Raw genomic sequence first — 13,549 nt, 5'->3', positions numbered from 1 at the left:
CTTCGGTCGTTTTCATCGTTTTTCACACAGCCTGCGTTCCGCAGCCAGCGACATGACGTCATGAATCCAGTGATTCCGCAGGGACCCGGTCCGGGGTCCGCCTTCGATGCCTCCCTTGTCTGCGCTGTCATCGTCACCTATGGGCCCGAGCCGGACCTGTTGCGGCGGGTGGTTGACAGTGTGCTGCAGCAGGTGGGGCATCTTGTGGTGTTCGACAATGGCAGCACGGGTGTTGATGTCGACGAACTGCTGGCCGGAAAGGGCGGAATCAGCGTAGTTGCCTCGGCGCACAACGTTGGCCTCGGGAGTGCCTTGAACCGGGCCTATGAGCGGGCACAGGCGCTCGGCTTTGCCTATGTGCTGCTGATGGATCAGGACAGTGTGCTGGCGCCAGGGATGGTGGATGTCCTGGGGACTGCACTGATCGAATTGGCCCGCGCAGAGCGCGTGGCCGCTGTCGGCCCGCAGTTCCGCGATTCGCGCAGTGGCATGCTTGCCCCGTTCGTTCGCTTTGGCTTCCCGTTCAACCACAAGTTGCGGGGGGGAGCGGGCCAGCGCATCTCCTGCGATTTCCTCATTACCTCCGGTTCGCTGGTGCCGATGTCGGCATTGCAGGATATCGGTGCAATGGACGAATCCCTGTTCATTGACAACCTGGACATGGACTGGTGTTTCAGGGCCAAGCGCCATGGTTATTCCCTGTATGGCATCTGCGACGCGCAGATGACCCATAGCATCGGCGAGGAGCTGCTGCCATCACGTACGAAGCCGGATGGCGTGATCGTGCACAAGCCCTTCCGCCTTTACTTCATCATGCGCAATCGCGTTCTGCTCTACGCGCGTGCCTATACGCCACGGGTGTGGATTGCCCAGGATGTGCCGCGCCTGCTGCTGAAGCTGGTAGGCAACGGCGTGTTCCTCGCCCCTCGCTGGATTCGGTTGCGGTTCATGTTGAGAGGGCTGTGGGATGGGCTTCGGGGCAAGGCCGGGCCCCTGCCTCCGGTAAATCACTGAACAGGCAGTTTGGTGAACCTGCCTTGGGGAAATGGGCTGGGGTAGACTCCGCTGACGCCCCTGCCATGCTTCTCCCGTGCCCCGACGCTACGATTCCGACGACATCGACGATTTCGACGACGACGACCAGCAGGACAACGGTCCGCTGTGGCGGCGCCGGCTGATCACCTGGAGCATGGCTGCGGTCGCGTTGGGATTGGGTTTCCTCATCCCCTATACGCTGTACCTGAACCAACAGGTGACCCAGCGTTTCGGTGAACTGCGCTGGCAGATCCCGACGCGCGTGTACGCGCGCCCGCTGGTGCTGACTCCCGGCAAGGCGATGGATGCGTCCACGCTGAAGACCGAGCTGGCAGCCTCTGCCTACCGCGATGACGGGCAGGGCAAGGAGCCGGCCACCTATGCGGTGAACGGCGGGCGCTTCGTCATCTCCAGCCGCGGCTTCAACGACGTTGACGGCCGGGTGGCCCCGCGCCGGGTGGAGCTGTCGCTGGCCGACGGCGGCGTGGCCTCGCTGCGCGACGCTGACAACCGCAAGGCGCTGAAGGCCGCGCGGCTGGATCCGGCGCGCATCGCCACCCTGTACGGCCAGAAGCAGGAAGAGCGCCGCCTGATCCGCATGGACGAGGCGCCGGACCTGCTGGTGACCGGCCTGCAGGCAGTGGAAGACAAGGATTTCAACCGCCATCACGGCATCGACCTGTCCGGCATCGCGCGCGCGGTGTGGGTGACGATCCGTTCCGGTGGCCAGAGCCGCCAGGGCGCTTCGACGCTGACCCAGCAGCTGGCCCGCAGCGGCCTGCTCGGCATCGGCAAGGAACAGACGGTCACCCGCAAGTTCAATGAGGTGCTGTACGCACTGATCATGGAAGCGCGCTACGACAAGCGCACCATTTTCGAGGCCTACCTCAACCAGGTGTACCTGGGCCAGCGCGGCAGCCAGGCGATCCATGGCATGTCCTCCGGCGCCGAGTTCTGGTTCGGCCGTGACCTGCAGTCGCTGGAGACCGAGCAGATCGCACTGCTGATCGGCCTGGTCAAGGGCCCGTCCTTCTACGACCCGCGGCGCAACCCGGAGCGCGCGCTGGATCGCCGCAACTTCGTGCTGGGCAAGCTGCACGAGGCCACGCTGATCGACGATTCCGAGTACCAGCGCGCGCTGAAGGCACCGCTGGGCGTGCCCAAGACGCCGGGCCTGGTGGCAGCCAACCGCTTCCCCGCCTACGTTGACCTGGTTCGCCGCCAGCTCGGCCATGACTATCCGGAATCGGCGCTGCAGGGCGCGGGCCTGAGCGTGATGACCGGCATGTCGCCGTCCGCGCAGGCCTATGCCGAAGGCGCGGTGACCCGCACCATCAAGTCGCTGGAAAGCCAGCGCCGCCCTGAACTGCAGGCCGGCATGGTGTTGACCGACGTGCACAACGGTGACGTGCTGGCGGTGATCGGCAGCCGCGAGGTGTCCGAGGTCGGCTTCAACCGCGCGATCGAGGCACAGCGCCCGGTCGGTTCGCTGCTCAAGCCGTTCGTGTACCTGCTGGCCCTGGCGCAGCCGGACCGCTATTCGCTGGCCAGCTGGGTGGATGATTCGCCGGTGACGGTGCAGCTCGGCCGCGGCCGCAACTGGAACCCCGGCAATGCGGACAACCGCAGCCACGGCACGGTGCGCCTGATCGACGCACTGGCGCATTCCTACAACCAGGCCACGGTGCGCGTGGGCATGCAGGTCGGCCCCGAGCGCGTGACCCAGCTGATCCACGTGCTGGCCGGGATCAAGGCCGAGGCCAACCCGGCGGTGATCCTCGGCTCGACCGACCAGAGCCCGTACGCGATGGCGCAGCTGTACCAGTTCCTTGCGTCCGGCGGCGAGATCCAGCCGCTGCACGCGGTGCGTGGCGTGCTCGATCCGCAGGGCAAGCTGCTCAAGCGATACGACAAGACCCCGGCACCGGCGCAGGAAGGCGATTCGATTGCCGCCAACCTGATCAGTGTCGGCCTGCAGCAGGTGGTCGCCAGCGGTACCGCGCAGCGGCTCAATGCCGATGGCCTCGGCCGCCTGCAGCCCGCCGGCAAGACCGGCACCACCAACGATGGCCGTGACAGCTGGTATGCCGGCTACACCGGTGATCATCTGGCGGTGATCTGGATCGGCAACGATCAGAACGAGCAGGCCGGCCTGTATGGCGCCACCGGCGCGATGCGGGTCTGGTCGGGCATCTTCCAGCGCCTGCCGAGCGCGCCGCTGCGGGTCAGCAACAAGGGCCTGGATTGGCAGTCGGTGGCGCCCACCGGCCTCAACAGCACCGATGAAGGCTGCCCCGGCGCGCGTCGTTTCCCGTTCGTGGTTGGCTATGCGCCGGCCTATGCGCCGTGCGCACCGGCGGTGTCGCCGGACGGGCAGGGCGGGGCCGAAGGCGAGGGCGGTGGCTGGCGCAGCTGGTTCGGCCTGGACCGCAAGCCGGAAGCACCTGCCGAACCTGCCGCGGCACCCGCCGCCGCTACTCCTCCCCCGAGCCGATGATGCCGATGAACATGCGATCCCTGCTGCAGCCCCTGGCCCTGACCGGCCTCAGCCTGGCCCTGGCCGCCTGCGTGAGCAGCGCACCGCCGGTGGTCAAGCCGGTCGACACCACCACGCCGGCGCAGCGCCTGGCTGCCGTGGATGCAGCAGCAGGCCCGGACGACAAGGAACTGTCGGTGCAGCCGCTGCGTGATTCGCAGGTGGAAGACCTGCGGTTGACCGCACAGGCGCAGCGCCAGGCAAACGATCTGGCCGGCGCGGCCAGCAGCCTGGACCATGCGCTGGAAATCGTCGCCGGCGACCCGGCGGTTTTGCAGGAACGTGCCGAGCTGGCACTGCTGCAGGGCCAGTGGGCACAGGCGGAGACGTTCGCGCGCAAGGCGGTGGATCTGGGTTCGAAGACCGGGCCGCTGTGCCGCCGGCACTGGGCGACGATCGAGCAGTCGCGCCTGGCGCGGGGCGAGAAGGAGAATGCGGTGTCGGCGCATGCGCAGCTGGAAGGCTGCACCGTGCCGGGGATCAAGCGGTACTGAGTTATTCCACTCCATCGGGCGCTGCCCCCTCTGCGGCAAGCGCTCGCACTGATGGATGGTCGTGATGGGCCGTGTGGGTGGGGCGTGCAGGACGCGCCGTAAACCCATCCCTGGGGGCTCGATGGCGCCATCCATGGCGCCAACGGTCCTGCACGCCCCACCCACCCGGCCCGCCATACATCGCGCGGGCCGCAGGCAAGAACAAAATCAAAATCAAAAGCGGGTCGCACGCTGCGCGCACTCGCGGTAACTCATCGTTCTTCCCGTTCCCTCCACCGCTTTTGACATCCCAGTCGAGCAAGCTCGACGCTACGAAGTGCGTCCCTCCGTCACCGGGAAACTGTCGGAGGCGGGGGACTGTGGGTTTGCGGGGTGTCCGCGGCATGGATGCCGCGGCCAAGCCCCCAGGGACGGGTTTACGGCGTCCCCGCAAACCCACAGTCCCCCGCCAGTCCCCAGTACAACCCAGAGCCATGAACACCGCTGTTGCTGTTGCTGTTGCTCCGGCTTGAAACGGGTGCCGGGCAGCGCCCGGCCGGGTATCCTTTCCCTCTGATGTCCGACCTTGTCCATGCCAGCCGCGAAGCCCTCAGCGAAGGCGGCGCGCTCGCCTCGCACCTGGATGCCTTTGTCCCGCGTCCGGCACAGCTGCACCTGACCGAAGCCATCGCCGATGCGCTGCAGCAGCGGGACCTGCTGCTGGCCGAGGCTGGTACCGGCACCGGCAAGACCTTCGCCTATCTGGTGCCGGTGCTGCTGTCCGGGTTGCGCACCATCATCTCCACCGGCACCCGCGCGCTGCAGGACCAGCTCTATCACCGCGATCTGCCGCGCGTGCGCCAGGCGCTGGGCGTCGGCCTGCGCAGCGCGCTGTTGAAAGGGCGCGCGAATTACCTGTGCCGCTACCGACTGCAGCAGGCGCGGGGTGAACCGCGGTTTTCCAGCCCCGAGCAGGCCGCGCAGTTCCAGCGCATCCTGGCCTGGTCCGGCCGCTCGGAGTTCGGCGACATCGCCGAACTGGAAGGCCTGGCCGATGACTCGCCGCTGCTGCCGATGGTCACCTCCACCGTCGACAACTGTCTGGGTACCGATTGCCCGTTCTGGGATGACTGTTTCGTGGTGCGTGCGCGCCAGCGTGCGCAGGCGGCCGACGTGGTGGTGGTCAACCATCACCTGCTGCTGGCCGACCTGGCACTGAAGCAGGATGGCTTCGGTGAGTTGCTGCCGGGGGCGCAGGCCTTTGTCATCGACGAGGCGCATCAGCTGCCCGAGTTGGCCGCGCAGTTCTTCGGCGAAGGCTTCGGCATGCGTCCGTGGCAGGAGCTGGGCCGCGACTGCCTGGCCGAAGCTCGCGGCGTGGGCGGTGCGCAGTCGGCCCTGCAGGAACCGGTCGACCAGTTGCAGCAGGCGTTGCTGGCGTTGCGTTCGGCGATGGAGGGGCTGCCGCCACGTGGTACGCAGTGGCGCGCGCTGGCGATGCCACAGGTGCGCGATGGATTCGATACGGTGATGGCCGGCCTGGTGACGCTGGAGCAGGCATTGCAGCCGCTGCGGGAAGCGGCGGCGGGCCTGGACGCCTGTCATGCGCGGGCGCGCGAAGCTGTGTCGCGGCTCCAGCGCTGGCTGGGCGATGATGAGCCCACCCTCGATTTCGATACCGATCCGGCGGAGACTCCCAGTGCCGCCGATGTGCTCTGGTATGAGCTCACCCCGCGGGGTTTCCGCTGCCAGCGTACGCCGATGGATGTGTCCGGCCCGCTGCGCGAGCATCGCGAGCGCAGCCGCGCGGCGTGGATTTTCACCTCGGCCACGCTGACCGTTGGCGGTGGCTTCGACCACATCGCCACGCGCCTGGGCCTGGACGATCCGCACACGCTGGTCCAGCCGAGTCCGTTCAATTGGCCCGAGCAGGCATTGTGTTACCTGCCCGAAGGCCTGCCCGATCCGGCGGCGCGCGGGTTTGGCACCGCGCTGATCCAGACTCTACGGCCGGTGTTGCAGGCCTCGCAGGGCAGGGCGTTCCTGTTGTTCGCCTCGCACCGTGCATTGCGTGAGGCCGCCGAGGCACTGCGCGACGGGCCGTGGCCGTTGTTCGTGCAGGGCGAGGCGCCACGCGCGACGCTGCTGCAGCGCTTCCGCGAATCGGGCAATGGCGTGCTGCTGGGCTCGGCCAGTTTCCGCGAGGGCGTGGACGTGGTCGGCGAAGCGCTGAGCGTGGTGATGATCGACAAGCTGCCGTTCGCGGCGCCGGATGACCCGGTCTACGAGGCGCGGCTGGAGGCGATCCGCAGCCAGGGCGGCAATCCGTTCCGCGACGAACAGCTGCCGCAGGCAGTGATCGCACTGAAGCAGGGCGTCGGCCGCCTGATCCGCAGCGAAAGCGACCGGGGCGTGCTGGTGCTGTGCGACCCGCGCCTGCTCAACCGCGGCTATGGCCGGGTCTTCCTTGAGTCGCTGCCGCCATTCCGGCGCACCCGCAGCCTGGCCGATGTGCAGGCCTTCTTTACGCCACAATGGCTACCCGTGGCCGATGATGCGGCTGCCCCGGCCGCCGTTGCGGCAGGGCCGGAGCCGGCTCCCGGTGCCACGTTCCCCTTGTTCTGACCTGATCCGATGAAACTGCTCGCCTTTGAAACCGCCACCGAAGCCTGTTCCGTTGCCCTGCATGTCGATGGGCAGGTGCTGGAACGCTTCGAGATCGCCCCGCGCCGGCACGCCGAACTGAGCCTGCCGTGGGCCGAGGCGCTGCTGGCCGACGCCGGCATCAGCCGTCGCCAGCTCGATGGCATCGCGCTCAGTCGCGGTCCGGGTGCGTTCACTGGCGTGCGCCTGGCGATTGCCATCGCCCAGGGCATCGCACTGGCACTGGACCGCCCGCTGCTGCCGGTCTCGACGCTGCAGGTGCTGGCGCTGCGGGCACCGGCGGAAGAAACGCAGATCCTGTCGGCGATCGATGCGCGGATGGGCGAACTCTACGTCGCACGTTTCGAGCGTGTGGACGGCCTGCCGGTCGCGCGCGATGCCGAGCGCGTATGCGCGCCTGCCGCGGTGACGCTGCCAGAAGGGCTGTCCGCCTACGGTGTGGGTACCGGTTTCGGCGCAGCCGAGGGCGCACTGGTGGCGCAACTTGGGGCTGGCCTGAGTGGATTCGATGCCGCCGCTTTGCCGCGCGCGTCGGACGTACTGGCACTGGCGGTGCCGGCCTTCGCGCGCGGTGAAGCCATCGCACCGGAGAAGGTCGAGCCGGCCTACCTGCGCGACAACGTGGCACTGACCCTGGTCGAGCAGCAGGCGGCGCGCGAGGCGAAGGCGAAGGCCAACGGCTGAGCCCCTCGTGGCGGGGGTGGTTGCGTAGATCAAAAGCCGTGGTTTGGCCGGGCGGGTGGGCTGCGCAGGGGGCGCTGCAAGTACGTCCCTGTAAGCTCGGTCGCCGCATCCATGCGGCTCACGCCCCTGCGCAGCCCACCCGCCCGACCTCTGACAGTTTCCTTGTGCGTCCGCCACGGAAAATCAAAAGAAAATCAAAGTCAAAAGCGGGTCGCTTCGCTCGCATCCACGCATAGCGTGGATGTGTGTCGACCAAGGTCGACACCTACCAACAGCGGAGCGGGACGCGATGCGCCGGGATCTGTCAGAGGTGGGGCGGTGTGGGCTTGCAGGACCGTTGGCGCCATGGGCCCGAGGCATGCCTCGGGCGGGTTGGGCAGGACGCCCAACCCCGGTCTTGCCGTGTGCGCAGGACAGCGCACACGAGCAAGGCGCCATCGAGCCCCCATGGGTGAGGGCGCTTTGCTTGCGAAGCATTGCTTCGCAAGCGCCCGAACGCACAGCCGCCAGCGGCTGGGCCGGACCGCGGAGCGGGGTTTACGGCGTGTCCTGCAAGCCCACACCGCCCCGCCAAACCCAAAGCCCAACCGCCGCTTTTGACGTTGACGTTGACGTCCAGCGGGTCCCGGGCCGCAGGCCCGGGCAACAAAACCCTACCGGTCGTCGTGCAGGGTGCCACCGGGCAGGAACACCCACGTGCGGGTGACCTGCAGGATGTCGATCTCGTCCTCGGTCTTCGGCAGCGGCGGGAACGGCTGCGCCAGCTGCACCACCCGCAGCGCCGCCTCATCCAGCAACGGCGTCCCGCTTGAACGCAGGATCCGGCTGCTTTCCACGCTGCCATCGCGGCGCACGCCCACGCTGATCACCACCTGGCCGCCGAGCCGGCGCTGCCGGGCCTCGTCCGGGTAGTTCAGGTTGCCGACGCGCTCGGCGCGGTCGACCCAGGCGCGCAGGTAGTTGGCATAGGCATATTCGCGCGTGCTGGCCGACACGAACTTGCGGTTCGGGCGCTTGGCGTACTGCGCGGAACGCAGATGCACCTCGGCCGCCAGCCGTGCCATCTCGGCGTCGCGCTGTTCGCGCGCGGTCAGCGGTGCATCCGGTTCGGGCTGCTCCGGTGTCGGCCGCGGCTGGGCCTGGGCCACCGTCTCTTCGCCATTGCGGCTGCTTACCACGCGTGCCTGCGGCGGCGGAACCGGCGCGGCCGACTGCTGCTGTTGTGGCACTGGGCTCAGCCCCGCCTGCGCCTGCGGCACGATGCCGGCCTGGTTGTCGCGCGGGCGCTGCGCACGGTCGTGCTCGCCACCACCTTCCTGGCTCGCGGCGGCAAGGAAGTCGGCCTGCTTCGGCGTCAGTGCGGTGCGGGTCTGGCTGAAGATCACCTCCAGCGTCGGCACCAGCGGTGCGTCGCCCTTCACCGCAAAGCCCACGCCCAGGATCAGCAGGGCGTGGACCACGACCGACAGCGCGATGGTCGCACCCAGCCGTTGCGCTTCGCGAGGCGGCGGGGGCAGGACGGCAGGTGCGGCCGCCATCAGCGCAGGCCGGCCTCGAGCGCGTCGAACAGGGTGCCGGCGATGTTCAGGCCGTACTGCGCGTCCAGCTCGCGCACGCAGGTCGGGCTGGTCACGTTGACCTCGGTCAGGTAATCGCCGATCACGTCCAGGCCGACGAAGCGCATGCCACGACGCTTCATCTCCGGGCCAACCTGGCCGGCGATCCAGCGGTCACGCTCGCTCAGCGGGCGCCCTTCGCCACGGCCGCCGGCCGCCAGGTTGCCGCGGAACTCGTCACCCTGGGGAATGCGCGCCAGGCAGTAGTCGACCGGTTCGCCGTCGACCAGCAGGATGCGCTTGTCGCCGGCCGTGATGTCGGGAATGAACTTCTGGGCCAGCGCCAGCTTGCGGCCGCCGTCGGTCAGGGTTTCCAGGATCACGTTCAGGTTCGGATCGCCCTGGCCGCTGCGGAAGATCGGGCGGCCACCCATGCCATCCAGCGGCTTCAGCACGGCCTGGCCGTGTTCCAGGGCGAAGGCCTTCAACGCCTTGGCATCGCGGCTGACCAGGGTCGGCGGGCAGCACTGCGGGAACAGCAGGGCGGCCAGCTTCTCGTTGTAGTCGCGCAGGCCCTGCGGGTTGTTGACCACGCAGGCACCGGCAGCGGCGGCCACATCCAGCACCTGGGTGTCGTAGATGTACTCGGCGTCGACCGGCGGGTCCTTGCGCATCAGCACGATCTGGCCGGGACCGAACTCGGTACGGCTGAACGCGCCCAGCTCATACCAGCCGGCCGGGTTGTCGCGAACCTGCAGCGGTGCGGTCTGGGCCACCGCCACGCCACCTTCCAGGGCCAGTCCGCCCGGCCGCACGTAGTGCAGGGCATGGCCGCGGCGCTGGGCTTCCAGCAGCATGGCGAAGGTGGTGTCCTTGGCGATCTTGATGTGGGCGATGGGGTCCATCACCACGATGACGTTCAACGGCATGGGCGCACCTGTCAGGCAAGGCGTTGATGGTAGCGGCAACGCCGGCCGCGCGCCTCCCCGCCGTACTGCAACGCAGCGTCCGCCTGCCGGCAGCGCAGTCATTGCGAACCCGGTCACGTTCAGCCGGGCGCCACCCCCTGCGCGGTAAGCCGGCCTTGAAGCGGGCGCGGAAAGTGCGATATAGATACGCTTTCGCAGCGGCTCCCGCCAGAGATTGGGCCGTGCGCTTGGGGATAGGCAATGACTGAAAACACGACTGCGGGCGGGGAACTCGCAGGACTCCGGGTGATGGTCATCGATGATTCGAAGACCATCCGCAGGACTGCGGAAACGCTGCTCAAGCGCGAAGGCTGCGAGGTGGTTACCGCCACCGACGGCTTCGAAGCGCTTGCCAAGATCGCAGACCAGCAGCCGCAGATCATCTTCGTCGACATCATGATGCCGCGCCTGGATGGCTACCAGACCTGTGCGCTGATCAAGGGCAACCAGCTGTTCAAGGCGACCCCGGTGATCATGCTGTCATCCAAGGATGGTCTGTTCGACAAGGCGCGGGGGCGCATCGTCGGCTCGGAGCAATACCTGACCAAGCCTTTCACGCGCGAAGAACTGCTGGGTGCCATCCGCACATACGTCAACGCCTGACCAGGGGGGAAAGGCACAATGGCTCGTATCGTCCTGATCGAGGATTCACCGACCGACCGCGCGGTGTTCACCCAGTGGCTGCGCCGTGCCGGCCACGAGGTGCTGGAAGCGGACAACGCCGAGGATGGCCTGCAGCTGGTCCGCGACCAGGTGCCGCAGCTGGTGCTGATGGACGTGGTCCTGCCCGGCATGAGCGGTTTCCAGGCCACCCGTGCAATGGCCCGTGATGCGGCGATCAAGCACATCCCGGTGATCATCGTCAGCACCAAGGCGATGGAAACCGACAAGGCCTGGGGCCTGCGCCAGGGCGCAGCCGATTACATCGTCAAGCCGCCGCGCGAGGATGAACTGATCGCGCGGATCAACGAACTGGTGGCCTGATGCGCTCGCCCTTCGACATCCTTGAAGCCTACGAACGGCGCAGCCTGGCCCACGCGGTGCAGCTGCCGGGGCGGCAGTTCGCCCAGGACCTGTGGCGTGGCGTCGGTTTCCGCGTCGGCCAGCGCCGGCTGGTGTCTGATTTCCGCGAAGTGGTGGAAATCGTACCGATGCCGCCGGTGACCCCGGTGCCCTGCGCGCAGCCCTGGCTGCTGGGCGTGGGCAACCTGCGCGGCAACCTGTTCCCGGTGGTCGACCTGAAGTACTTCCTGGAAGGCACGCGCACCGTGCAGCAGGAAGGCCAGCGCGTGCTGATCATGCGCCAGGCCGGCGGCGACGTCGCACTGACCATCGATGAACTGTTCGGCCAGCGCAGCTTCGAGCTGGAACAGCAGATCGAGGCTGGCACCCTGGCCGAAGGTCGCTACGGCCATTTCGTTGACCGTGCCTTCCATGCCGACGGCCATGACTGGGGCGTGTTCTCGCTCTCGCTGCTGTCGCGCACCCCTGAATTCCGGCAAGCCGCGGCCTGAGGCCGGGCATCGCCCCCTGCATTGAAGATCGAGGTTGAACGATGAGTACTGCTTCGGACGCCACCAAGACCGGCAAGCTGCGGCTGGGCGGCAGCAACCTCTGGCTGTTCCTGCTGCTGGCATCGATGATCCTGTTCGGCGTCAACACCGGCGTCGCCACTTGGCAGGGCAGCCGCCTTGCCGACGCCGGCTCCAAGGCCGCCGACCTGCAGGTGCTGTCGCAGCAGCTGGCCAACCAGGGACGTGACGCGGTCGGCGGCAACGCCCAGGCCTTCACCGCCTTCAAGGCCACCCGCAACGCGATCGAACAGAACGTGTCGACGCTGCAGGGCCGCTATGGCAAGGAGCCGGGCGTGTCCGGTGCCATCGCCACCCTGGGCGAGACCTGGGCACCGTTGGGCAAGCAGGCCGGGCAGCTGGTGGCCAGCGAGCCCGCCGTGCTGGCGCTGGCTGGCAATGCCAACAACTTCACCGGCGCGGTGCCGGGCCTGCAGGCCCAGCTGAACGAGCTGGTGCGCGCGATGTCCGCCTCCGGCGCGCCGTCGTCGCAGGTGTACAGCGCACTGCAGCAGGTCGTGGTGGCCGGTTCGATGGCCCGCCGCGTGACTGAAATGCGTGCCGGTGGCAGCGCCGCGGCGACCTCCGGCGATGCGCTGGCGCGTGACATCACCGTGTTCTCGCAGGTGCTCGACGGCCTGCGCAACGGCAACGAGGAACTGGGCATCACCGCCGTGCGCGGTGCCGCTGCCGTGGCCGCGCTGGAGCAGTCGCAGCAGAAGTGGGAAGCGATGAAGCAGGACGCCGACGCGATCCTGGCCAGCTCGCGCCAGCTGTTCGCGGCGCAGTCCGCCGCCACCGCGCTGGGCCAGGGTTCGGCACACATGCTGGACGACAGCCGCAAGCTGTTCGATGCGTTCTCCTCGTTCGGCTCGGTGTCCGACACCCGCCTGTTCCCGAATTTCTGGATCGGCGTGGTGTCCGGTGCGCTGTCGCTGATCGCGATCATCGGCTTCGTCTCCACCAACGTGCGCAGCCGCTCGCGCGAGCAGGAACTGCGTTACCAGACCCAGGTGGAATTCAACAGCCGCAACCAGCAGGCGATCATGCGGCTGCTGGACGAAATCTCCTCGCTCGGTGAGGGCGACCTGACGGTGAAGGCCTCGGTGACCGAGGACATGACCGGCGCGATCGCCGACGCGATCAACTACGCGGTGGACGAGCTGCGCCACCTGGTGACCACCATCAACGACACCTCGGCCAAGGTCGCGATGTCCACCCAGGAAACGCAGGCCACCGCCATGCAGCTGGCAGAGGCGGCGGGCCACCAGGCCAACCAGATCACCTCGGCCTCGGACCGCATCGGCGAAATCGCGGCGAGCATCGAGCAGGTGTCGCGCAACTCGGCCGAGTCGGCCGACGTGGCACAGCGTTCGGTGGTGATCGCCGCCGAAGGTGCCGGCGTGGTGCGCGAGACCATCCAGGGCATGGACCAGATCCGTGACCAGATCCAGGAAACCTCCAAGCGCATCAAGCGACTGGGCGAGTCGTCGCAGGAAATCGGCTCGATCGTGGAACTGATCAACGACATTTCCGAGCAGACCAACATCCTGGCGTTGAACGCGGCCGTGCAGGCGGCGTCGGCCGGTGAAGCGGGCCGCGGTTTCGCGGTCGTGGCCGACGAAGTGCAGCGCCTGGCAGAACGTACCTCGGGTGCGACCCGACGCATCGAAAACCTGGTCCAGGCCATTCAGGCCGACACCAACGAAGCGGTCACCTCGATGGAGCAGACCACGGCCGAAGTGGTGTCCGGTGCGCGCCTGGCCGAGGACGCCGGTACCGCGCTGACCGAGATCGAGCGCGTGTCCAACGCCCTGAACACCCTCATCAAGAACATCTCCATCGCCGCCCAGCAGCAGTCGGCTGCCGCCTCGGACATCACCCGCACCATGGGCGTGATCCGGCAGATCACCGGCCAGACGTCGCAGGGTGCCGGGCAGACGGCAGAGTCGATCGGCCACCTCGCGCAGCTGGCGGCGGACCTGCGCCGTTCGGTCGCCGACTTCAAGCTGCCGGCGTGACGCGGGCAGGGCGGCGAGCAAGGAACCAGTCGATGAAGCAT

At 67.9% G+C, this 13,549-nt stretch carries 11 protein-coding genes; 9 read left to right on the top strand and 2 right to left on the bottom strand.

Translation table 11 applies throughout. From position 1 onward, the window contains the following. Positions 1–60 precede the first annotated feature (60 nt). The 5 genes from ACUZUJ_RS17035 to tsaB all read left to right on the top strand — a co-directional run bounded on the left by ACUZUJ_RS17035 (position 61) and on the right by tsaB (position 7,392). On the top strand, positions 61–1,014 hold the full coding sequence (locus ACUZUJ_RS17035) for a glycosyltransferase family 2 protein (protein ID WP_049442969.1): 954 nt from the start codon (positions 61–63) through the stop codon (positions 1,012–1,014). A 76-nt stretch (positions 1,015–1,090) separates the two neighbouring features. Beyond that, a complete protein-coding gene (gene mrcB / locus ACUZUJ_RS17030) occupies positions 1,091–3,532 on the top strand; it encodes a penicillin-binding protein 1B (protein WP_458220965.1) in 2,442 nt (813 codons plus the stop codon). Then, positions 3,529–4,065 carry a hypothetical protein gene (locus ACUZUJ_RS17025; RefSeq protein WP_049442971.1) on the top strand — a complete coding sequence of 179 codons (537 nt, stop codon included), beginning with the start codon at positions 3,529–3,531 and terminating at the stop codon, positions 4,063–4,065. Before mrcB ends, ACUZUJ_RS17025 begins: the two co-directional genes overlap by 4 nt. Positions 4,066–4,620: 555 nt before the next feature. Continuing rightward, positions 4,621–6,669 (top strand): DNA repair helicase YoaA, encoded by a 2,049-nt coding sequence (yoaA, locus tag ACUZUJ_RS17020; RefSeq protein ID WP_101766440.1) that lies wholly within the window; start codon positions 4,621–4,623, stop codon positions 6,667–6,669. Between the two features lie 9 nt (positions 6,670–6,678). Next, the gene (gene tsaB, locus ACUZUJ_RS17015) at positions 6,679–7,392 is read left to right on the top strand and encodes a tRNA (adenosine(37)-N6)-threonylcarbamoyltransferase complex dimerization subunit type 1 TsaB (protein ID WP_101765943.1); all 714 of its coding nucleotides are present in this window, start codon (positions 6,679–6,681) and stop codon (positions 7,390–7,392) included. Between the two features lie 653 nt (positions 7,393–8,045). Here tsaB and ACUZUJ_RS17010 read toward each other — a convergent pair. Together ACUZUJ_RS17010 and gshB are read right to left on the bottom strand one after the other, a co-directional pair. Further along, positions 8,046–8,930, bottom strand: coding sequence for an energy transducer TonB (locus ACUZUJ_RS17010; protein ID WP_049442974.1), 885 nt, complete (start codon positions 8,928–8,930; stop codon positions 8,046–8,048). Beyond that, positions 8,930–9,877, bottom strand: coding sequence for a glutathione synthase (gene gshB, locus ACUZUJ_RS17005; protein WP_510468048.1), 948 nt, complete (start codon positions 9,875–9,877; stop codon positions 8,930–8,932). Before gshB ends, ACUZUJ_RS17010 begins: the two co-directional genes overlap by 1 nt. A 240-nt stretch (positions 9,878–10,117) precedes the next feature. On the opposite strand from gshB, the gene pilG reads away from it, so the two are divergent. Genes pilG through ACUZUJ_RS16985 form a run of 4 tightly spaced genes read left to right on the top strand, consistent with a single transcriptional unit; the run spans position 10,118 to position 13,508 of the window. Further along, positions 10,118–10,519, top strand: coding sequence for a twitching motility response regulator PilG (gene pilG, locus ACUZUJ_RS17000; protein ID WP_005418455.1), 402 nt, complete (start codon positions 10,118–10,120; stop codon positions 10,517–10,519). A gap of 18 nt (positions 10,520–10,537) precedes the next feature. Beyond that, a complete protein-coding gene (locus ACUZUJ_RS16995; protein ID WP_005410717.1) occupies positions 10,538–10,900 on the top strand; it encodes a response regulator in 363 nt (120 codons plus the stop codon). Next, positions 10,900–11,430, top strand: coding sequence for a chemotaxis protein CheW (locus ACUZUJ_RS16990; protein WP_014038186.1), 531 nt, complete (start codon positions 10,900–10,902; stop codon positions 11,428–11,430). Before ACUZUJ_RS16995 ends, ACUZUJ_RS16990 begins: the two co-directional genes overlap by 1 nt. Before the next feature lie 41 nt (positions 11,431–11,471). Next, on the top strand, positions 11,472–13,508 hold the full coding sequence (locus tag ACUZUJ_RS16985; RefSeq protein ID WP_014038185.1) for a methyl-accepting chemotaxis protein: 2,037 nt from the start codon (positions 11,472–11,474) through the stop codon (positions 13,506–13,508). Positions 13,509–13,549 lie beyond the last annotated feature (41 nt).

Source organism: Stenotrophomonas sp. S4 (assembly GCF_054187805.2).
This window is presented reverse-complemented; position numbering and strand designations above follow the sequence as displayed.

What these genes read in the sequence shown, in the direction of transcription:
- gshB (WP_510468048.1), bottom strand. Translation starts at nt 9,877, where the DNA reads ATGCCGTTGAACGTCATCGTGGTGATGGACCCCATCGCCCACATCAAG.
- yoaA (WP_101766440.1), top strand. Translation starts at nt 4,621, where the DNA reads ATGTCCGACCTTGTCCATGCCAGCCGCGAAGCCCTCAGCGAAGGCGGC.
- tsaB (WP_101765943.1), top strand. Translation starts at nt 6,679, where the DNA reads ATGAAACTGCTCGCCTTTGAAACCGCCACCGAAGCCTGTTCCGTTGCC.
- ACUZUJ_RS16985 (WP_014038185.1), top strand. Translation starts at nt 11,472, where the DNA reads ATGAGTACTGCTTCGGACGCCACCAAGACCGGCAAGCTGCGGCTGGGC.
- pilG (WP_005418455.1), top strand. Translation starts at nt 10,118, where the DNA reads ATGACTGAAAACACGACTGCGGGCGGGGAACTCGCAGGACTCCGGGTG.
- ACUZUJ_RS16990 (WP_014038186.1), top strand. Translation starts at nt 10,900, where the DNA reads ATGCGCTCGCCCTTCGACATCCTTGAAGCCTACGAACGGCGCAGCCTG.
- ACUZUJ_RS17025 (WP_049442971.1), top strand. Translation starts at nt 3,529, where the DNA reads ATGATGCCGATGAACATGCGATCCCTGCTGCAGCCCCTGGCCCTGACC.
- ACUZUJ_RS16995 (WP_005410717.1), top strand. Translation starts at nt 10,538, where the DNA reads ATGGCTCGTATCGTCCTGATCGAGGATTCACCGACCGACCGCGCGGTG.
- ACUZUJ_RS17010 (WP_049442974.1), bottom strand. Translation starts at nt 8,930, where the DNA reads ATGGCGGCCGCACCTGCCGTCCTGCCCCCGCCGCCTCGCGAAGCGCAA.
- ACUZUJ_RS17035 (WP_049442969.1), top strand. Translation starts at nt 61, where the DNA reads ATGAATCCAGTGATTCCGCAGGGACCCGGTCCGGGGTCCGCCTTCGAT.